Annotated in this window: 17 protein-coding genes; 7 read left to right on the forward strand and 10 right to left on the reverse strand. The window is 55.0% G+C overall.

Annotated features, from left to right (window positions below; genetic code table 11):
- Window positions 1–7 precede the first annotated feature (7 nt).
- The 4 genes from K7X24_RS06870 to K7X24_RS06885 are packed head-to-tail and all read right to left on the reverse strand — an operon-like array spanning window position 8 to window position 5,694.
- Window positions 8–1,006: a carbohydrate ABC transporter permease gene (locus K7X24_RS06870; RefSeq protein WP_039470140.1), complete on the reverse strand. Its 999-nt coding sequence runs from the start codon at window positions 1,004–1,006 to the stop codon at window positions 8–10.
- Between the two features lie 23 nt (window positions 1,007–1,029).
- Entirely contained in the window at window positions 1,030–2,121 is a 1,092-nt protein-coding gene (locus tag K7X24_RS06875; protein ID WP_103971032.1) for an ABC transporter ATP-binding protein, read from the reverse strand.
- A 2-nt stretch (window positions 2,122–2,123) separates the two neighbouring features.
- Window positions 2,124–3,230 (reverse strand): glycoside hydrolase family 105 protein, encoded by a 1,107-nt coding sequence (locus K7X24_RS06880; protein WP_039507092.1) that lies wholly within the window; start codon window positions 3,228–3,230, stop codon window positions 2,124–2,126.
- 1 nt (window position 3,231) lies between these two features.
- Window positions 3,232–5,694, reverse strand: a complete 2,463-nt coding sequence (locus tag K7X24_RS06885; protein ID WP_224553901.1) for a hypothetical protein — start codon at window positions 5,692–5,694, stop codon at window positions 3,232–3,234.
- A gap of 441 nt (window positions 5,695–6,135) precedes the next feature.
- Between K7X24_RS06885 and K7X24_RS06890 the strand changes: the two genes are divergently transcribed.
- From K7X24_RS06890 to K7X24_RS06920, 7 genes are all read left to right on the forward strand, one after another.
- Window positions 6,136–7,443: an ABC transporter substrate-binding protein gene (locus K7X24_RS06890; protein ID WP_103971035.1), complete on the forward strand. Its 1,308-nt coding sequence runs from the start codon at window positions 6,136–6,138 to the stop codon at window positions 7,441–7,443.
- Window positions 7,440–7,991, forward strand: a complete 552-nt coding sequence (locus K7X24_RS06895) for a glucosamine kinase (protein ID WP_224553903.1) — start codon at window positions 7,440–7,442, stop codon at window positions 7,989–7,991. Before K7X24_RS06890 ends, K7X24_RS06895 begins: the two co-directional genes overlap by 4 nt.
- Complete coding sequence (locus tag K7X24_RS06900) at window positions 7,988–8,896, forward strand: BadF/BadG/BcrA/BcrD ATPase family protein (protein WP_224553905.1); 909 nt, start codon at window positions 7,988–7,990, stop codon at window positions 8,894–8,896. Before K7X24_RS06895 ends, K7X24_RS06900 begins: the two co-directional genes overlap by 4 nt.
- Before the next feature lie 163 nt (window positions 8,897–9,059).
- Complete coding sequence (locus tag K7X24_RS06905) at window positions 9,060–10,883, forward strand: metallophosphoesterase family protein (RefSeq protein WP_224553907.1); 1,824 nt, start codon at window positions 9,060–9,062, stop codon at window positions 10,881–10,883.
- A gap of 563 nt (window positions 10,884–11,446) precedes the next feature.
- Window positions 11,447–12,157, forward strand: a complete 711-nt coding sequence (locus K7X24_RS06910; protein WP_224554121.1) for a metal ABC transporter ATP-binding protein — start codon at window positions 11,447–11,449, stop codon at window positions 12,155–12,157.
- Complete coding sequence (locus K7X24_RS06915) at window positions 12,154–13,008, forward strand: metal ABC transporter permease (RefSeq protein ID WP_010300359.1); 855 nt, start codon at window positions 12,154–12,156, stop codon at window positions 13,006–13,008. The genes K7X24_RS06910 and K7X24_RS06915 overlap by 4 nt, the downstream gene beginning before the upstream one ends.
- A 40-nt stretch (window positions 13,009–13,048) precedes the next feature.
- Entirely contained in the window at window positions 13,049–13,927 is an 879-nt protein-coding gene (locus K7X24_RS06920) for a metal ABC transporter substrate-binding protein (RefSeq protein WP_224553909.1), read from the forward strand.
- A 147-nt stretch (window positions 13,928–14,074) separates the two neighbouring features.
- Here the strand turns inward: K7X24_RS06920 and K7X24_RS06925 are convergent, their stop codons facing one another.
- The 6 genes from K7X24_RS06925 to K7X24_RS06950 form a co-directional block, all read right to left on the reverse strand.
- A complete protein-coding gene (locus tag K7X24_RS06925) occupies window positions 14,075–15,574 on the reverse strand; it encodes a helix-hairpin-helix domain-containing protein (RefSeq protein WP_224553911.1) in 1,500 nt (499 codons plus the stop codon).
- A 30-nt stretch (window positions 15,575–15,604) separates the two neighbouring features.
- Entirely contained in the window at window positions 15,605–17,212 is a 1,608-nt protein-coding gene (locus K7X24_RS06930) for a PP2C family serine/threonine-protein phosphatase (protein WP_224553913.1), read from the reverse strand.
- Window positions 17,212–18,252, reverse strand: coding sequence for a TerY-C metal binding domain-containing protein (locus K7X24_RS06935; RefSeq protein WP_103942298.1), 1,041 nt, complete (start codon window positions 18,250–18,252; stop codon window positions 17,212–17,214). The genes K7X24_RS06930 and K7X24_RS06935 overlap by 1 nt, the downstream gene beginning before the upstream one ends.
- Window positions 18,253–18,371: 119 nt before the next feature.
- Window positions 18,372–19,010, reverse strand: a complete 639-nt coding sequence (locus tag K7X24_RS06940; protein WP_224553915.1) for a vWA domain-containing protein — start codon at window positions 19,008–19,010, stop codon at window positions 18,372–18,374.
- The gene (locus K7X24_RS06945; protein ID WP_224553917.1) at window positions 19,011–19,655 is read right to left on the reverse strand and encodes a TerD family protein; all 645 of its coding nucleotides are present in this window, start codon (window positions 19,653–19,655) and stop codon (window positions 19,011–19,013) included.
- A gap of 39 nt (window positions 19,656–19,694) precedes the next feature.
- The gene (locus K7X24_RS06950; protein ID WP_224553919.1) at window positions 19,695–20,333 is read right to left on the reverse strand and encodes a vWA domain-containing protein; all 639 of its coding nucleotides are present in this window, start codon (window positions 20,331–20,333) and stop codon (window positions 19,695–19,697) included.
- Between the last annotated feature and the right edge of the window lie 15 nt (window positions 20,334–20,348).

The raw sequence follows: 20,348 nt of genomic DNA on the forward strand, positions 1-20,348 counted from the left end.
GCTCCCGTTATTTTTTCCCTTCCAGCCGACGCGTCAGCAGGAACTGTAACGCCGTCAGAATCATCAGCACCACGCCCATCAACACCGACGCTGCCGAGGCTAGCCCGTAAAGCGAGGCATTCGACGAGAAAGCGGTCTGGTAGATGTACTGCACGATAAAGCTGTTGGCCGTGCCGGGGCCGCCGCCGTTGGTCAGTACCCAGGCTTCATCGAAGATCTGCACGCTATTGATGGTCAGCAGAATCACCACCACCAGAATATTCGGTGCTAGCAGCGGCAACGTCAGGCGATAGAAACCACGCCAGCGCGAGGTGCCGTCCACCGCCGCCGCCTCGTAAATATCACGCGGGATCGCCTGCAATCCGGCCAGCAGAATCAGGGTATAAAACCCGACGTGAAACCAGACGGAGACAAACACCACCCAGAAGCGCGAAAACGTTGGGTCGAGCAGGAAGGTAATCGGCTGCCCGCCCAGCGACGACAGCACCAGATTCAGCAAGCCGTTGCGGTTCAGGAACCACTGCCAGATCAGGCCAACGACCACCGGCGACAGCAGCACCGGATAGAAGAACATGGCGCGGAAAAAACCACGGGCGATAATCTTGCGGTTGAGGATCAGCGCCGTCACCAGCGCCACCAGCAGCGTGCAGAGCACGTTGAAAAAGGTGAACGACACCGTGTTGTAGACGCCAGTCCAGAACAGATCCTGCTCACAGGTGGATGGCTCGGCGTAGTTGCCGCAGCTCAGCAGCGTGGAAAAGTTATCCACGCCAACGTAGGGGCGCTCCCACAGCAAAATATTGGTGCCGCCAGTAAAGGCGTAGCACACCGCCAGTAGAATCGGAATAAAGACAAAAACGGCGAACAGCAGCATATTGGGCGCGATAAAAAACCACGGCATCACTTTGCGGCCACCGAGTTTTTGTAGCAGATTCACCGCTTTTTCCACTGGCGTCACCAGCTTATCGATCAGCGATCCTGCGGGTAGTAAGGCAATCTTTTTCATGTCGTCCTCTCCCGTCGCGATAATTAATGCTCGGTACAGCGCGGCAATGTGTCATCCGTTTTGCCATCGAACAGATGGCAGTACGTTGGCGGGAAGCGGACGAATACCGATTCACCCGCAGCGAACTCGCGGTGCTGCGCCAGATGGACGATCATCTCATCGTCAATGCCGCCCATCCGCCCGTAGATAAAGGTTTCATGCCCCATCATCTCGCAGCGATCGACACACAGTGCAATCCCCTCGCCTTCCTCCACCAGCTCACAGTGTGAAGGGCGAATGCCGAGCGTGACGTTCTGCCCGACGGTGCCGATAAACGGCAGCACCAGACGATTGCCAGACGGGCACTGCACCTCAACGCCGTCCGCGCAGGTGGCGACGATCTGCGCAGGAAACATATTCATGCGCGGTGAACCAATGAAGCCCGCGACAAATTTGTTTTTCGGCCGATTGAACAGCTCCAACGGCGTGCCAACCTGCTCGATGCGGCCGGCGTTCAGCACCACAATGCGCTGCGCCATCGTCATCGCTTCCACCTGATCGTGAGTCACGTAAATCATGGTGGTGCGCAGCTTCTGGTGCAGGCGGGACAGCTCGCCGCGCGTCTGCACCCGCAGCTTGGCATCCAGATTGGAGAGCGGTTCATCAAATAGGAACAGGTCAGGTTCACGCACGATGGCGCGCCCAATCGCCACGCGCTGCTGCTGCCCACCCGACAGCGCACGCGGCCGGCGATCCAGATAAGGTTCCAGCCCCAGCATACGGGCGGCTTCATCAATACGACGGATGATTTCGTCTTTAGGAAAGTGCAGGTTCTCCAGCCCGAACGCGAGGTTCTTGCGCACCGAGAGGTGCGGATAGAGCGCGTAAGACTGGAACACCATCGCAATCTTGCGCTCTGCTGGCGTGAGATCGTTCACCTTGCGGTTGTCGATCAACAGCTCACCGCTGCTGATCTCTTCCAGCCCGGCAATCATGCGCAGCAGCGTGGATTTTCCACAACCCGACGGGCCGACAAAGACCATGAACTCGCCGTCATGAATCGTTAAGTCCACGCCTTTGATGATGCTCACCGCACCATAACTTTTGTGGACGTTTTTTAGTTCCAGACTCGCCATTGTCAGCCCTCGCAAACAGAATCTAACTGTGCCAATAACATCAGCATGACCAGCGCCTGCCCGTAAGGCACAGCGACATTGGGAATATCGCGATAGAACTGTAAGTCGTGTCCCATCGCCGTGCCGTCCGAGACACCTTGCACCACGCCCTGCGCGTCAATCTGCGCCACCACGGCGGCATAGCCTTTTTCCAAGACGTCCTGCGGGAAGTCGCGCAGCATGCCCAACCGCCGTGCCGTCAGAATCCCGGCAATGAATCCCGCGCTGGCAGACGTCTCCAGCGGTGAATCAGGGTCATCCAGCAGCGTGTGCCACAGGCCAGAATCGTGCTGGCAGCGCGCCAGCGTTGTCGTTTGCTGTTCCAGAATCGCTTCCAGCGTACGCAGTACCGGCGCGGACAGCTGATCCTCCGCCAGCACCCGCATTTCCGGCAGCACCAGCGTGATCCAGGCATTGCCGCGTCCCCAGAACGCATTCGCATAGTGATGGCGACCGACGAACGTCCAACCGTGATACCACAGCCCGCTGCGCACATCGGCCAGATAGCGCGCGTGCGTGACAAGCTGGTATTCCGCCTCTTCGATCAGATCGCGGCGGGAAAGTAATTTCCCCGCGACCACCAGAAACAGACCCGCCATAAACAGCGTGTCGTCCCACAGCTGTCCGGTATTCGGCCGCTCTTTCACCGTATGCTGGAAGCCGCCATCCTCGGTTTTTGGCAGCGAGTGCAGCAGCCAATCCGCCCAGTCGCTCACGGTTTCGCGCCACTGTGCAGGCGCATCCGGCTTGTCCTGACACAACAAAGCCAGCACCAGCATCGGAGCCGTCGAGTTAATCTGGCGCGGTGGCAGCCCAGCATCCAGCTTTTGCTGATACCAGTTCGCCAGCGTCGTCAGCATGGTGTCATCCTGCGTCAGATGCGCCAGCTTCCAGAAGCCGTACAGCCCGACGCCAACTTCCCAATCCCACTCTTCGAATTGAATCGTCAGCCCGGCATCCGGCGCATCGTCCTGCGTCACGCTGTCAATAGCCTTCAGGCGGCAAAACGCCCGCGCCACCTGCGCCAGCAGCACTTCGGTTTGTTGTCGGTTAAGTGAACCTGTCTGCATGTCATGGATTTCCTGTGTTGAACTGCGGGACGACCGGGACATCGTCGCGGAAAAGGAAAGGCTGCTGCGCCACGTTGAATCCTGCCGCGTGGCTAAAGGCCAGTTCGCCGTAATCGGGATCGTCGATACGCACGCCGTCGCTGTCCTGTATCAGCGAACGCCCTCGGAAGCGGTCAGCAAACGCAGCAAATCCCTCTGCACCATCGCCGCTGTCCACGGCAACGAACCAGACGTTCTGCTCGCCATACGCCCGCAGTTCGCCTTCCGCCTGCTGGCCTGCGGTCGCAAACGGCTGTAATCCGGCGGGATTATGAAACGCGGCATAGCCGTTGCCGCCGCGTACGAAGCACCAGACATCTTCAACGATGACCTCATCCAGTGCGGTTTGTGGCAGATAGAGGTGCGTCCACGGGCGAATATCCTGTTGCAGATCGAACACCATCAGCGCGCGATTACGATGTTGCATCAGGTGCGGCAAACGCCCGTTTCCCGCCCAGTAAGAAGGACGGTGCACGCCGTCGGGGCGATCTTCGCCGGGGTGGTTCACCCACAGGCGGGCGGCATAGTGTGTGCCCAGCCGCACATCCAGCAGATGCTGCTGGTGCCCATGCTCGCCGGGGTGATGATCGAAAACGGAAGAAAAGGCAACATCGCGCTGCTTCCAGGCGATGATGCGGGCGCTGCGGTTCAGCCCTTGTACCCAGCGCGCTTCGGCACCGTGCGGCAGTGACCAGTGTGCGATCCGATCCGTCGCTTCCGGTGGCTGATAGTCGCTCAGGCACAGCAGCGGCAGCGCGGCGCAGTGCGGAATCAGCCAGCCCTCGCCCCACATCAGCGCACACAGGCCGGACAGCTCGGTCAACATGCCGGAACGCAGCTCTTTATCGTAGGCGCGTCCCATCGTGCCAACCGCGACGCCGTTCTGATGCACCCACGCCGTCATCAGCATGATGCGGTCAATCACCACGCGGGATTTCTCGCGCAGATCGGCGTCCTGAGCCAGTTCGTACAGCGCGACTAGCCCAATCAGATCGATGGGGTAATAGGCCGCCGAATTCCACTCCACCAGCCCGTGTTCCAGAATGGAATCAAACCAGCGCGTCAGGCGTTCGTGAGCCATCGTCTTCTGCTCCAGCCCGCGACGGCCGCTGCACGGAAAGGTGTCATCCGGGAAGTTTTGTCCGGCCAGATATTGTGCGACGTGGAAGCACAGGCAGTGGTTTTCGCTCCAGAACCACATGGTGTCGTTGCCCGGCTCATCAATCCAGTAGCGGAAACCGAGAATCGCGCTGCGCACGCGCCGCCAGTCCTGCGGCGGCAACTGCTGTCCCTGATAGCGCTGCCACAGCCAAATCAGCGGCACCAGTTGGAAATCGGCACAGTCTTCACGACGGCTGATTTTCTGCAATGCGCTATTGAGAATCGGCGCGGCGGCATCGCTGCCCTCACCAGTTTCGACAATCGCCAGCAGCCGACCGAGGCGCTCAAAACCGTGCAGCGCGGTATGGCGCAGTACCGCTTCACGCCGCGCCGCTAATGTCGGCAACGCAGGCATCGTTTGTTCAGGCAAGCGCCCAAAGCTGAGGGTGCGCGTCAGCGTAATGCCGTTGCAGGTCGCGGCGCAGACCAGATCGTAATAGCCAACCAAGATTTCGGGTAAATCCACCTGCCAGCCCAGATTGCCGGCTGGCAGCGTGTGTTGCTGCTGCCACGCAGGAACGGACTCGTTGACGTTGCCAACCAATCGGTGTGCCATCGTCACCGTTTCCAACAGCGGTTGTGAGCTATTCAGCACCAGTACGGGCGGTTGGATCAGGTTATTCTCCAGCGTCAGCCCGTTCACCCAGCTATCCAGCGCGGTCAGCTGTGCGCTGAGCGCAGCGTCTTCATCAAGCTGCCAGAAGAGCGCGTCTTCCCCCTGATAGCACAGGCTAAACAGGTAGTCGGTATCACGCTCACACAGCTCTTCGCTATGAACCACCAGCGTGTTCAGCCCCGCTCTCAACGGCAGCGAGATCGCACAGGTTTGCTCAGTGTTGCGGGTAAACGGCGTAAAGCGGGTAACCTGTTCGCCGTTCAGCCACAGCGTGACGCCGCCGCAGGTGCTGAGCGTAAACGGTGCCGTCTGCGCCCGGTCACTGTGGATCGTGCAGCGAGCAAAGCGCTGAACGTGAACCGGACACGGCCAGAAATCGCTGAAATTCACGCTGCGACTTTCATCGCCGCCGCTCCACATCAGCGGGAAATGAAGATTTTCGGGTAACGTCACTTCGCGCTTTGCCTCTTCCTGCAAAAAGCGCACGCGGCAGGGTAAAACACCGACATCGACAAAGCCGTTAATAAAGCGGTAATTCACCTTATCCGGCAGCGTATCCGGCTCGGCGAAATAACGTTTCTCCGTCAACTCGGTGATGAGAAACCGATTAATGACGCCGTTCTTCTTTAATTTCCAACCGATATTCATACGGAATCCTGTTTACGGCGTTGAAAATAAAATAACGAAAATGTATGGCTGCATTTATTTGCACTTTCGCTGTGCACGCCCTGCCAATATTTAGGGCATCGGCTCATTCACTGCACTGTGACATCGCAATTAGAATGCAAATTTGCATTAAATTGTCATTTGCATTCATTTATTGATATTTCGCATTAATAAATAAGATTATCTCTTTTATATATGTGATTAATATCACAAAAATGCTTTATTTAAATCAACATTTAAAATATCTTTAACCTGCTTCACATAAATCAATCAGGGTTCTGTCCATGATTGCATGATGAAAATGACAGATGAATGCAAATTTGCATTAATTAAAAGACAAGATAAATCGCAGGAATAAAATAAGCCCGTCGCCAACGCTTGGGTATTTGCGCCATTAATCAAACCTATGATGTGGAGATGTTTATGATACGTCCCAACACCGCGTTATTTTTTTCCGCCCTTGCGCTGGGGTTATTCGGCAACAGCGCGTTAGCCGCCAAAACGCAAATAACATTTTTATATAGTGACGACGATCCCGAATTAGTGCATTTCATGGAGCAGAAAGTTAAATCCTTCTCTCAAAGTAATGAACGCATTGATGTGAATTTCGTCAGCACTGGCTATAACGCGCTGCAAACACAGTTACCGATGCAGTTGGCTGCGGGCTTAGGCCCCGATATTGCTAAAACCACGCAAATGGGGCTGCTCGGCTATACGCTGGATTTACGTCCCTACCTGAAAGATCCCGCTGCATTTGAGAAACGCTACAGCGCCGGTATCGAAAAGATCATGCGCGTGAAAGGCGTGCATAAAGCCGATGCGCTGCCGGGCTTTGTCGCTTCCTGGACCGCCGACCTGCCATTTATTAACGTGACGCTGTTTGAGCAGGCGGGCGTTCCGCTACCGCAGCCGGGCTACACGATTGATGATTTGATGAAGGCCTCGAAGCTGGTCGCGGAAAAAACCGGCGTGCATATTCCCTTCACCATCGACCGCAGCGGTTTTCGTTTCTCCGGCCCTGCCTACTCCTATGGCGCACGTTACGATAAAGACGGGCTGATCAACTTCCCGGATGCGGCAGCACAGCAGTGGATTAAAGATCTGAAGCGCTGGTCGGATGAAGGTGTGTTCCCGCGTGAAATGTGGGGCGCGGCGGGCGGCGGCCAGTACAAGAGCATGGCGGACGATTTCGTGAACGGTAACATCGTGACCTACTTCTCCGGCAACTGGCTGTTGAACCAGTTCAGTAAGCAGATTGGCGACGGTTTTGACTGGAAAGTGCTGCCTGCGCCTTGCAAAGAGAAGTGTATTTCGATGGGCGGCGCGACCTTCATCATGCCGTTCACCACCACCAAACACCCGCAGGAAGTCGCCGAATTCATGGAGTGGCTGGGCAGTGAGCCGCTGCAACGTGAGATCGCCGAGCGCTTCAATATCATCGTCGGCGCAGATATTGCCGATCTACACTACCAGACCAAAGATAAGCACGTGATCGACGGCCTGAACACTGCGCGTGAAGAGATCAAAAAGATCCCGTCTTACGTCTTTGATTGGGAACGCATGGAAAGTCTGGGCGCGAACGAACTGTACCCCATCATCCTGACGCGCTTTACCCAATATCTGAACGATCAAGTGTCGTTTGATGAGTATCTGCGCCTGACCTCAAACGATGTGAAGCGCCTCAACGAAACGATCGCGACCAATCAACAACAGCGGAAAAACGCACCGTGAAAGGGCAACTGAGGGAGGTCGGCATTGATGGCGATCGCCCCTTTGATCGGGCGCAGGAGAGCACGTTGTGCGAACAGCGCTGGCCAGGGCAAAGCCGCTATCTGCTGGTCACCGGCGGCTTTACCCGGCTGCTGTACTGGCATGACGGCCTCCTGACCTGTCGCGGTGGTGATAGCTTTCCCATCGGCAACCCAGCCAGCCTGTCGCGGCTGGGGCTGTGGGCGGTGCAAGAGATGCTTCAGGCCGTTGAGGGCATCACCCCACTGACGCCACTCAGTGAAGCACTGTTCCTGCACTTCGATAAGCATATCGATCGGGTGATCGACTGGTCAAAACAGGCGCAGGCCGCAGACTACAGCACGCTAGGGAAAATTGTGCTGGCGCACCCGCAGGATGCGCTGGCGGTGCAACTGCTGGCCCGCTGCGCAGGTGAACTGGCTCTGCTGCTCAGCAGCCTGCCGGACTCGCAGACTGAAACCGTCAGTATCAGCGGCGATCTGGCGGTTGCCTGCCTTCACTATCTGGATTCTGGAGCACGCGCATCATGACAACATGGCTCTATGCCGGGGTGGATGGCGGCGGCACAGGCTGTCGGGCACGGATTTATCAGGCGGACGGCACGCCGCTCGGGCAGGGACACGGCGGCCGTGCCAACCTGCTACTCGGCGTGGAGAACGTACGTCAGTCAGTGGACGACGCTATCGCACAGGCGTTGAAGCACAGCGGACTTTTACCGGATGACGTATCCCGGCTGAAAGTCGGGCTGGCACTCGCCAGCGCAGAACACCGTGCCGCCTATGATGCCTTTCTTGCACTGCCGCATCCTTACGCCGCTCAGGTGCTCAATACCGATGCGCTGGGCGCCTGTCTGGCAGTCAACCAAGGGAAAGATGCGGGCGTAGTGATTGCTGGCACGGGTTCCTGCGGGCTGGCGTGGCAAAACCGGACGATTACCGCCTACGGCGGCCATGAATTCCCGATTTCCGATCAGGGCAGCGGCGCACGGCTTGGCCTAGCGGCGCTGCAACATACCTATGATGTGCTGCAAGGCTGGTGCGCGCCCTCTGCGCTCAGTCAGCGCATCGACGATTTCTTTTCTGCCCGTGTAGCGCCCGCGCAGGCCGCGAACACGCTCGACGCGCTACAGACGTTTAGTCAGCAGGCGAAACCGGGCGACTATGCGCAGTTCGCCCGCCACGTATTTGACTGCGCTCAGCAGGACGATACCGTTTCTCACGCGCTACTGGCGCAGACGGCTAGCGAAATCGGCCTGCTGTTGGCCGCCGTAGCACGCCATACGCCTCCCCGCCTGTCGCTCATGGGCAGCATCGGCTTACATATTCGTCCGTGGCTACCGGACGAGTGGCAATCCCAACTCGCCGCCCCGATGGGTGATGCACTCGACGGCGCACGATTGATAGCCTGTCATGATTATGCGCTATACCCTAAATAATTCGAGTTTCAGGCAGGCGGCAAGGGAAGGAATCCCGATGAGCTTACTCAAGTAAGTGATTCGGGTGACTGAATGCAGCCAACGCACATGCAACTTGAAGTATGACGGGTATATACCGCTAGTCCTTTGGGTTCGACCAGCAACCCCACCTATGGAGATAGTCATGGAATCACTCACTCGCAGAACTTTCGTTAAGCTCGGTGCAGGCAGCGCCATTACGCTGGCTGGCGGCTTTTTTCACGCTAACGGCGAATCGGCAGCCCCCGCCGGACCGCTGCGCATTGCCATTATTTCGGATGTCCACGTCCACAATATCTACGGCAACTACGATTTTGACGGCCTGCCTGATGCGCAGACGGGAAAAAAGCTGACCATTCGCACCCTGAAAGATTCGGTGAATTCGACCCGCATCTTCAACGAACCCTACTTTGCGCTGCTGGCCGCGCTCGACGAACTGGCAAAACAGCAGGTGAAATACGTCGTGCTGTCCGGCGATTATTCTGATGATGGGCAACAGCCTACCGTTGAAGGTATTGCCGCTATCCTGACGCAGTATGAGCAGCGTCACGGTATGCGCTTCTTCGCCACGCCGGGCAACCACGACGTTAATCGCCCGCAGGGGGATGACTCCTCGGAGAGAATGCTCAATGCCGACGGCAGCAGCACCATGCTGAGCAGTAAATCCGACGTCAAACTCGGTGATGCAAAATCGTTGATTGTCACAGCCAAAATGCAGGCACTCGGCTATGAACGTGGCCTGCCGCTGATGAAGCCGTTTGGTTTCTTTAAACGCGACGATTTTCTGCACTGGGAAACGCCGTTTGGTGACAGTGATGAACTCAGTCAGCGTCAGTATCTCGCCCGTTCGCCGGACGGCAGCAAACAGTGGAACATCGTAGACGCCTCCTATCTGGTGGAGCCGGAAGCTGGACTGTGGCTGCTTTCCATTGATGCCAACGTGTATCAGGTTAAAAACGGCCCAGAAAAGCGTGAGGAGATCAAAGGCTACTCCACCAGCAGCGACACGGGCTGGAACGCCTTGTTGACGGAAAAGCCGTTCATGCTGCCGTGGGTGAAATCGGTAGTGCAACGGGCGAAAGCGCAGAACAAGAAGCTGCTGGTGTTCTCGCACTATCCGCTGGTCGATTTTCTCGACGGCACGGTAGAAGATGAAAAACAGCTCTTTGGCAGCAACAGCTTCATTAAACGCACGCCGCGGCCAGAGGTCGCCGAACAGGCGCTGGCGGCAGGTATTCGCCTGCATTTCAGCGGCCACCTGCACGTTAACGACACCGGCGTGTATCGCGGTTCACAGGGGACGCTGGTCAATGTTGCCGTGCCATCGCTCGCTGCCTATCCGCCAGCCATGAAGCTGGCGACGCTACACAACGACAGGGTAGATATCGATACGCTGGTGCTGCGCAACGTGCCGCAGTTCAACCATCTGTTCCCGTTTTATCAGAAAGAGTTGGATCGCACCGGTGAACCGCTGGGTGACATCCTGAAAAGCCGCGATTATTACGATTTCCTGCACCATCATCTGGCGCTGCTGGTACGCCAGCGTTTTCTGGTGAAAGACTGGCCGGAAGATTTATCGCCCCTCATCACTACGCTGAACTGCGCCGATCTGCTGTGGATCGCACAACAACAGGAACCGCTCAGCGCCAAAACGCTGCCCGACGCCGCCGAGCGCAAACCGACTGCGGTTGCAGGCACCGAAGGGTTACAGGATATTTCGCTGCTCACGCTGGTGACCGACTGGTACTGCCTGCGCAACGGCAGCGATCTCGCCTGGCAGGATATCCCGGCTGCGCGGGTGAAACAGTACCGCGCACTGCTGGCGGCCTACACGCCAACGACCACGCTACCACCGGACAGTCTGCAATACCGCTTCGGCCTGATGCTGAAAATCCTAGCCGGTTACATCAACGATGAGCCTGCTACTCGCTTTGTGGTTGATATGCAGGGGAATTTTTTAACAGTATAAGATTTTCTCTTTCGGGGGAGGCTTCGTACGCCACGCTGAAGATAAAAACTGAGCCAACTCATATTGCTCACGGGTCTTCTCTTCACGGCGTAAAAAATTATGCTGAGGTGAACATGAACGCCGAGTGAGCGGCATGGATGCCGCGAAAGCCAGTGCCGCGTCGGGAACGCGTCACTGGCGGCTCGAAAAGCGGGCATGGGCACCGAAGGCACCGCGTTAGCGGCATAATTTCCGCCAAAAGCCGGGGTTCATAGGGGGCTGGCGTAGCCCCCTATGTCGGGCGCGTGCTACGACGTAGCATGAAGATAACAGTGTTCGACGCGCACGAAATAGTGCCCCCCTGCCTCATCAATCACACCCCTCCCCCTAATCGGCTTACATAATTTTTTACCTATTCCCTCTGTCGTCGTCGCCAAAAAGTGATATGTTATAATATAACAATTTAGCCTTTTGCCGATGATAATGACAAGTTTTTACTCTCTCTCCGCGTTCAAGCGCGTGTTACTGGTTTCCCTGCTGTTGGTGCTGTTGTGGCTATTGGTTGGGTGGGCGGTGATGTTGCCATGATTGCTCTACAGGAACTGGCCTTTGGCTATCGTCATCAGCCACCGCTCGCGACACTCAGCGGATGCTTTCATCAGGGATCGCTGACGGCGATTATCGGCGCGAACGGCAGCGGAAAATCTACGCTGCTGAAAACGCTGGTGGGTCTGCTGCCGCCGCTTTCTGGTTCGTTCAGCCTCGGTAACGACAGCAACAATAATGCTATTGGCTATCTACCCCAGCTCTCCGAATTTGATCGGCAGTTTCCTATCAGCGTGCGCGATCTGGTGCTTATGGGATCGCTGCCCCATCGCGGCTTGCTGCGGAGTATTAACGCCAACTGGCACAGCAAAGCGATCGATGCGCTCGACGCAGTCTCCATGACGGACTTCGCCGATCGGCATATTGGCGTCCTGTCCGGCGGGCAGCTACAGCGCGTGCTCTTCGCGCGACTGCTGCTGACACAGGCTCCCATCATTCTGCTGGATGAGCCTTTTACCGGCGTCGATAGCCAGACCACGCAAACACTCTTGCAGATTATCGAACAGCTTCACGCCGAAGGCAGAACCATTCTGGCCGTATTGCACAATCTGGAAGTCGTCGGGCAGCACTTCCCAACTATCTTACACCTCACCCCAGACGGCCACCGCTGGGGAGATGCCCAACCCCTATTACATAGCCTGCGCAAGGCCGACAGCGATACGCCAACGCTCAGGATTGTCACCTCATGATGCTATTCCACCTGATTACTTCTCCTTTTGCCGAGTTCGGTTTTATGCGTCGTGCGCTGGTCGGCTGTCTGGTCATCACGCTGAGCGCCGCCCCGCTGGGCTGTTTCCTGCTGTTGCGGCGCATGAGCCTGATTGGCGATGCGCTGTCACACGCGGTCTTACCCGGCGTCGCCATCGGCTACCTCATCTCGGGGATGTCGCTGCTGGCGATGGGGATCGGCGGTTTTATCGCCGGGCTGTCTGTCGCCATGCTCTCCGGCTTCGTCACCCGCCACACGGAATTGAAAGAGGATGCTAGCTTTGCCGGATTTTACCTCGGCTCGCTAGCACTCGGCGTCACGCTGGTGTCACTGCGCGGCTCCAGCGTCGATCTGTTGCATGTGCTGTTCGGATCGATTCTGGCGGTAGATCGTGCCGCGCTGATCGACATTGCGCTGATCGGATCGACCTCCTTGCTGGTGCTGGCGGTGATCTATCGGGCGCTGGTGATTGAATCGTTTGACGTAACCTTCCTGCGCATCAGTTCAGGGCGCTATCGGGCGTTAATCCACGGTCTATTTCTGTCGCTGGTGGTGCTGAATCTGGTCGCTGGGTTCCAGCTGCTAGGCACGCTGATGACGGTCGGCATGATGATGCTGCCTGCCGCCAGCGCACGCTTCTGGACACAGCGCCTGCCCGTCATGCTCGGCATTGCGGTGCTGCAAGGGATGCTCGCCAGCCTGATCGGGCTGCTGTGGTCCTACTATGCCGAGCTGCCCGCCGGGCCTGCCATCATTCTGACGATTACGCTGTTTTTTTGTTTCTCGGTCTGCGTTGGTCACAACGGTGGGCTGTTACGCCTGCGTCGGTGACCGATGAATCTCGTTATCTGCAACTGTCTGTGAGGGAAAAATGAAACGTTCACTGTTAGCTATTGCTTTATCCGGCCTGCTGCTTAGCCCACTGGCGATGGCAAAGAATCTTGATGTTGTCGCCAGCTTTTCCGTACTCGGCGATATGGTCAGCCACATCGGCGGCGATCGCGTTACCGTGACCGATCTGGTGAAACCCAATGGCGATCCGCATGAGTTTGAACCGTCTCCGAAAGACAGCAAAACGCTGGCTAACGCCGATCTGGTTTTCGTTAACGGGCTGGGTCTGGAAGGGTGGATCGACCGGTTGGTCACCGCCTCCGGCTACCGTGGTGAGGTAATCACGGCATCAAACGGAATTGAAACACGCTCGATGGTGGAAGACGGAAAAACCGAAACCGATCCGCATGCCTGGAACAGCATGAGCAACGGCGTGGTCTACGCGCACAACATCGTCAATGCGCTGGTGAAAGTCGATCCAACGAATGCCGATTACTATCGTCAGCAGGGTGAAACCTACATCAAACAGCTACAGGGACTGGATAGCTATGCGAAGAAAACGTTCGCCGACATTCCGCCAGAAAAACGTAAAGTGCTGACCAGCCATGACGCGTTCGGCTATTTCGGTCAGGCCTACGGCGTGACGTTCCTGTCGCCAGTGGGCTACTCTACCGAGTCAGAAGCCAGCAGCAAAAAAGTGGCCTCGCTGATTAAGCAAATCAAAAAAGAGAAGGTGAAAAGCTACTTCATTGAAAACCAGACCGATGGACGTCTGGTGAAGCAAATCGCGACGGCCAGCGGCGCGCAGCCTGGCGGTGAACTGTACCCGGAAGCGCTGACCGATGCATCTGGCCCCGCGTCAACTTACACGGCGGCGTTTAAGCACAACGTCGATACCCTCGCCGCCAGCATGAAATAAGCCCATTCCTGCCCTTGCGCTTATCAACAGAGACGCACAAGGGCAGCGATACCGGAAAACACTCCGCCGAACGCTGCCCATGGCGTCATGTCCTCTGTTAGCTCATGTTCTTTGTTAGCTCATGTTCTCTGTTAGAATAGTGCCGTGTTAATTTGTGACCAACTGTACTACCACCAGCCTTCCCCCCTCTTGGGTGGAAAGAACAAACTGGGCACCGTCCGTCAACGCCAGTTTGTCTCCGATGGCGACCTTATTCTTGTCGGGTAACGACATCAATTCCTCAATGCCTTCATTAACCAGCCACCATTGGTCATTATGAAACACAAAATAGCCAACACGCTTCTTTTGTTCTGGTGTCGTGCGCTCGTTGGGGGCAATTAACCGGTTCACGTGCCAGGCATACAAGGACTGACCATTCCATACCATCAAACGGTGGTCGTCTGGACGATAGCTTCCCGTTTTACGCGAAGAATACAGATTGAGTATCGGCAGTTTTCCTTTATACGGCGTGCCGCAGTAAGGGCATGAGGGCTGCGTTTTACCTGAAAACACATACCATTTCTGTTCACAGGCTACATTCTGGCACGGCTGGATGAGATCGACCGTTTTCACCAGTGCCGTTTCCCACTCGTCGGCCGTTGGGCGCTTGGTTGGCTCATGCAAACCGGTAATAAAGGCTTTATCAAAAAGAGGCGTAAGATAAGGCCCGAGAACGGTATAGGGGATCTTATCCGTATCTGCCCACGGTAAGGATGATGGGCTAACCTGGCTGAGCTTAACCGCATTGCTGCGGTCTGTCGGGTGCTCGATAAACAAAGCCTTTTCCCCCATAGACAGGGATTCGTCCCGCATTTCATCATCCATGTCATGAATTTTACCGCCCCGTAGCGGGTGTCGGTAAAACAGATACATGTAGATTAATACTGACAGCGCGTGGCGATCGGTGCTGATGCTCGGTAAGATCCGGTTAGCATCCTCTTTCGCCAGATGGGTGGTTTTAACGACTTCGGGAGCGATAAAGTCCGGCGTGCCGACAACGTCCGGCGGGTATTTCCCCGGCACCACCAAACCATCGATATCGATCACGCAGGCATGCCCGGCCTCAGGATCCACCAGCACATTCTTATAACTCAGATCGCTATGACACAAACCCGCTGCGTGCATGCGCCGTACCGCACGGGTCAACAACAGGCAGACTTTCAGATAATTGAGCAGGTTGCCGCGCTCACGCGGATCGAGGAATTTATTCTGGTTATTCGCACTGGCGAACCATTTCCCTTCTTTTTCCCGCCCCTTGATACCAAGAAAATCATCATTCTTAGAACCATACTTAAAGAAAAAGTGGCTGTGGTAGGTTGGCACCACAATCCCTATCCGCCCCTGATGCTCAACCACGCTGGTCGGCCAGCAGAACAGGTCTTGCCAGTAGTCGCCCCCCGCTTGCTCAAAAATACTTTGCCGATAGCGGCCAGTGATCATCGCGATCCGTTCTTTCGCCTGCTCATTCTGGGGCTTTTTGTAGAAAGCCACCACGTAGGTCTTATCAGGGGAAAAATAGACATCCTTCATCGAACCCGAACCGATGATTTCGTCAACGTATTGGACAGGCTCACCGTCTCGGGTAGTACAACTAATAATATTAGTCATTGATTATCACCAGCGATCCATTTCTGAGACTCACCATGCCACGACGATCGTCCGGTCATCATGGTTTCCGGGCGAGAAAAAGTTTAGCCACTCAGCCAGTTGTTCTGCCGCCTGTTCGCTATCATTCAGACAGGGGGCAATATCGGCGACCAGCGCATCCCATTTTTCCGGATTTTTTAGCCCGTTATCGGTTTCAAAATACGGATCGGACACCCCATCGGTCATCAGGATCAGGTGCGAAATATCGCTCCATTTGCCGATAATGACTCGCTCGCTAAACTGGGGATCCTGTACGGCATTCTGATCCAAAAAACGGGTTTGCCCTGCATATTCACCACTATCTGGCTTGCCTAATAGACGAACTTTGCCCACCGGGCCGTAGGCGGCAATAGCCCCATCTCCCAGCCAGAATGAGGCAGCAAACAGCCCATCCGCAGTGCGCAACGATACCGTCGCGAGCAGCGTGGTGGAGTAAGATTTGACATGTTCACCGGTTTCTATCGATTCGCCGTCGAGCTTATGTACCGCACGCTGTGCCGCCTTATGAAACTGTCTGCTGAAGAAGGTGAAAATCTCTTTCTGGCCTTCCGACGTCCACTGGGAAATCTCAGGCTTTAGCCATGCGGCCGATTCTTCCGCCATCTGCCGTGCTAAATAGCCGCCAACCTCCTCTGTGACCAGCCGCGACCCTTCACGAGAATTTTTGGCACTCCCAGCGCCATCAGCAACCAACAAGACACTCCAGCCGCTGTCATTATCGTGAGCGATAAAATAATCATCATCACGAAAAGTGCCAACGTGTTCGTGTGAACGCCCTCGGCGGCTAGCAGCAACGATATTAACGCCTGGTTGACGGATCAGTTGGTGCGCGACATTCGCTTTAAAATAACGATCGTCCGCTGGAGGATCGATAATTTTCCATAGGCTGCGCGGATCGGGATTCACGATCAAGAGCACCGTTGTTGTCCCTGTTAGCGCGGCTCCACATGACCAGTGGAGGGTGATTTCCCGATCGCCACTTTGGGTCGGCGTTCCCACCAGCGACGTCGTGTCTCGGTCGAAATGCAGTCCGATCGCTTCGCCAAAAATCACGTCCTGTATATCAGGCTGGATCCCGTTATCGAGGATAATTTCAATAGGCGCGTTAAATGGCGTACCGACACGCGCATTGGCGATGTTAACTTTTGCCTGTGGCGCACGCGTCGTGGGAGCCGCGTTCTGGCGCTGGTTCGACGTTGGGATCTGTCCAGGTTTTAGCATATCTGCACCACTCAGATTATTTTGCGTGGCATTCAATTCCGTAAATGGCATCGTTTCCCACTGTGCTTTTTCCGCGTTCTCCTGCTCTGTCGATTCTACACCGCTGGTCGATACCGGCTCGACGCTCTCCGACACGATGATCTCAGACGGAAGCGTATCATCCGGCCCAGATGCGGTTACCACATCGGGTAGCGTTGCGGCGCTAGTTGGCGGCGTTCCTTCAGCCTTGAGCATCACCTGTTCACGCAGTTTTTCTAACTGTAGGCATAACTCAGTATCGTCGTCCCAGACGTGATGTTCGGCTTCGGGAAGCGTTTTTCCTGCCTGTTGTAGAATAAGCGTGAATATCTGGCGATTCAGACTGACATCATGATCCATTAGCCTCTCCCACGGTTAACATCAAAATCTTCCACACCGCCATTTTCACTAAAGCTAATGTTATTATCGCACCATGGGCATATCACGGTTTCTGGCCCGTTGATACACAATAGCTTTCCACAGGAACACATCGCGAAGGCACTGGCATTACCACAATGGGGGCAACCCGGCGCACCGTGTAATTCGCTCGTATTCACCTGTAGCGCAGAGGCGGAGGCATCACTCCAGGCAAAATAATCTTCATCAATAGGGAAACAGCCTGCCAAATTAAACCCGTTGATATTGAGCTTAAAATTGAGGGAAGACAGATTGACGTTGGGGCGCTCATATTTCATCAGATAGGGACGACGTGATTTATTGCAGCGACCGACGAGGATCACACAGTTCTCATCATAAGCCCTCGCCACCTCATCCTTGGCCAACCGAACAATAGACCCCGTCGTCGGCAACAGCGGCGGTGTCTCCTCTCCGACGCTACGGCTATGTGCGGTAACAGAAGCCGTTATCCATTTAATAAAGCGGGTGAAATCCCCTTCCTGTGCATCAGTAAACAACAAGACATTTTCGGTGAGCTGGCGCAGCGTACTTAAGTCGGCAGAAGCCCCTAAGCCAATCGCAATCAGGTTAACCTTACTGGCGTAGTGTGTTTTCCAACGTGTAATCTCTGGGGTGATATCATCCGTCGGGCGACCATCGGTCAGTAGATAGACCACCGGTTTCCAATCACCTTTACGCTCTTGCGTCGTCTTTCTGACTTGCTCATCGATCTGTTTAGTCAATTCCCGTATCGCCGCCCCGAGGCTAGTACCACCACCTAACGGCAGACGCGGTGGATAAAATGACACTACTTCCACAAGGGGGACGATGGTTTGCGCCACACCAGCAAAAGCAATGACAGAAATCCATGCGGTTTCGAGGGCGTGAGGGTCTTTTTTCAGATCGCTGACGATAGTCTGGAGGCCATCGTTCATTTTCTTCAGATTATCTCCGATCATCGACTCCGAGCAGTCGAGAACGAAGAAAATGGGTAGTCGTCTCATCACAGACACCTTTATTAAGCGAATCGCTTTTATTCAGAATAGCCTTTGCGGTAAGCGCTTCTCTGGGTTCAATATTGATAAAATAAAGGCAGAGCCCTGTTGGGAGCCCTGCCTTGGTGTCACAGAACCAGCTGTATTTCGGGAGGGGGTGGCGGCAGGTTATCCTGACCCGCATTGACACCGGAGCTAGCGCTACCTGATGCAACACTCGCCGAAACCCATTTGAAGAAACCGGAAAACGCCGTAGAGTCCAGCGTTTCTAACGCCACCACTTGGCTGGTCAATTGTTTAAGGTGTTCATGCTTGGCTTTCGGCCCAACGGCACAGGCAATGATCGAACCAAAAGCACGTTTTTTGATTTCTTTCACTGCCTCATCGTACGCATAAGCGTCAGAGGGGCTGCCGTCGGTCATGAGGAACACCAGAGGCCGCCAGTCGCCTTTCTGATCGCCATCGGAACGTTTGATATCGCGATCGACTGACTGAATCAGGCACTCAAGGGCCGCCCCCGTAAACGTTCCGCCCGCGCTAGGCACCACAATATCGGTAAACTGGAAATCTTCCAGCGGCGTCAACGGGATAAACTCTCGCGCTTCATTGTCGTATGTGATGATTGAGATATAGACACTTTCTAACGCATAAGGATCCTGACGCAACGCGCTTAGCATCGCTTGGATCCCCACATTGACCGCATGAATGGACTCACCACGCATGGAGCCTGACGTATCAATCAAGAGATAAACCGGTAGACGTCTCATTTACAGGTAGCTCTTTAAATGCGTGATAAAGGAATCTGAATCGGAAGGTTCGCCAATCGCGCTAAGTTTCCAGCCCGTCCCTTCACGTACCAGTTCAGCAAACACCATGGAGAATTTTTGGTTAAATGCAGGCCCGCCAGACAGGTCAAAACGCGCCATTTCGATATTTTTAGCATCTACGGCGCGGATAAAGGCATTCTGTACTTTGCCAAAGTGCTGTTGCAGTTCCCGACCATTGTAGATCTGGACAATAAAGACGATCTTTTCGTATCTGGCATCCAGCGTATTCAAGTTGGCAATAATCTGCTCATCATCGCCATCTCCCGCGCCGGTGCGGTTGTCGCCAGTTAACCAGATTTGCCCTGAATGATGTCGCTGGTTATTAAAAAAGATCACATCCCCGTTATCTAACGTTGGCCGACCTTCTTCGATTTTCCCCAAATCGACTACTTTCCCGTCGGTGTTACACAGGAAGGCAACCACATCAAGATCGTACTCATCTTCTGTTTTTTTGCTAAAGATTCCCCCGAGGAATCCTTTTTTCTCTTCACTGATGTCCCAGCCTAGACCGATGGTCACAGAGGAGAGATCGAATTCAGTCTTCTTGAGGCTAACACTTTGTCCTTTACGCAAACTGACTGACATACAGTCTCCTTGTTTTTTCTGTTAGAGCACTATATTCATTTAGAGTACGACATTCACTTCTGGCGGCGGCGGAGGAAGATCGTCAAGACCGATAACTTCTTTTTTACCAGATTCCACTTTTTGACTTCCAACCGAGATGCTCGCCGATACCCACTTGAAAAAAGCCTTAATGGAATTCGAATCCGCGGTATCAAGTCGTAGGACTATCTCAGTAATTTCCTGTAGTACTTTCGTTTCTGCTACCTGCCCAGCAGCACAAGCAACCACAACGCCAGTACGTGCCGATTTAAAATCAGCAACACCTTTACGCCAGTCATCTGTCGGCGCACCGTCTGTCATGATGAAAACTAGCGGACGCCAATCTCCTTTGGTTTCCGCCGTGGTTTTCCGAACTTCACTTCCAATAGCTTGTGCTACCAGCGATAACGCTTCACCCAGCGCCGTCGTACCATTGGCCACCAGATCGGGAAATTTGAAATTAAGCAGATCGGTTAGCGGTACCGCTTGCCGAGCAGAGGTATCAAAGGTAATGACGGAAACATAGGCCGTTTCCAGCGCATAAGGGTCTTGGCGTAGCGTCGTGAGGAGTGTCTGTACCCCGTTCTTCACGGCTTCAATTGGCTCACCATGCATTGAGCCAGAGGTATCGAGTAACAAATAGACCGGTAGTCTTCGCATGTCATCAATCCATTA

The organism is Pectobacterium versatile (assembly GCF_020166435.1).
Lineage (GTDB): Bacteria > Pseudomonadota > Gammaproteobacteria > Enterobacterales > Enterobacteriaceae > Pectobacterium > Pectobacterium versatile.

Excerpts from the sequence above, each read along its gene's own strand:
- K7X24_RS06870 (WP_039470140.1), bottom strand. The coding sequence starts at position 1,006 with ATGAAAAAGATTGCCTTACTACCCGCAGGATCGCTGATCGATAAGCTG.
- K7X24_RS06875 (WP_103971032.1), bottom strand. The coding sequence starts at position 2,121 with ATGGCGAGTCTGGAACTAAAAAACGTCCACAAAAGTTATGGTGCGGTG.
- K7X24_RS06880 (WP_039507092.1), bottom strand. The coding sequence starts at position 3,230 with ATGCAGACAGGTTCACTTAACCGACAACAAACCGAAGTGCTGCTGGCG.
- K7X24_RS06885 (WP_224553901.1), bottom strand. The coding sequence starts at position 5,694 with ATGAATATCGGTTGGAAATTAAAGAAGAACGGCGTCATTAATCGGTTT.
- K7X24_RS06890 (WP_103971035.1), top strand. The coding sequence starts at position 6,136 with ATGATACGTCCCAACACCGCGTTATTTTTTTCCGCCCTTGCGCTGGGG.
- K7X24_RS06900 (WP_224553905.1), top strand. The coding sequence starts at position 7,988 with ATGACAACATGGCTCTATGCCGGGGTGGATGGCGGCGGCACAGGCTGT.
- K7X24_RS06905 (WP_224553907.1), top strand. The coding sequence starts at position 9,060 with ATGGAATCACTCACTCGCAGAACTTTCGTTAAGCTCGGTGCAGGCAGC.
- K7X24_RS06910 (WP_224554121.1), top strand. The coding sequence starts at position 11,447 with ATGATTGCTCTACAGGAACTGGCCTTTGGCTATCGTCATCAGCCACCG.
- K7X24_RS06915 (WP_010300359.1), top strand. The coding sequence starts at position 12,154 with ATGATGCTATTCCACCTGATTACTTCTCCTTTTGCCGAGTTCGGTTTT.
- K7X24_RS06920 (WP_224553909.1), top strand. The coding sequence starts at position 13,049 with ATGAAACGTTCACTGTTAGCTATTGCTTTATCCGGCCTGCTGCTTAGC.
- K7X24_RS06925 (WP_224553911.1), bottom strand. The coding sequence starts at position 15,574 with ATGACTAATATTATTAGTTGTACTACCCGAGACGGTGAGCCTGTCCAA.
- K7X24_RS06930 (WP_224553913.1), bottom strand. The coding sequence starts at position 17,212 with ATGGATCATGATGTCAGTCTGAATCGCCAGATATTCACGCTTATTCTA.
- K7X24_RS06935 (WP_103942298.1), bottom strand. The coding sequence starts at position 18,252 with ATGAGACGACTACCCATTTTCTTCGTTCTCGACTGCTCGGAGTCGATG.
- K7X24_RS06940 (WP_224553915.1), bottom strand. The coding sequence starts at position 19,010 with ATGAGACGTCTACCGGTTTATCTCTTGATTGATACGTCAGGCTCCATG.
- K7X24_RS06945 (WP_224553917.1), bottom strand. The coding sequence starts at position 19,655 with ATGTCAGTCAGTTTGCGTAAAGGACAAAGTGTTAGCCTCAAGAAGACT.
- K7X24_RS06950 (WP_224553919.1), bottom strand. The coding sequence starts at position 20,333 with ATGCGAAGACTACCGGTCTATTTGTTACTCGATACCTCTGGCTCAATG.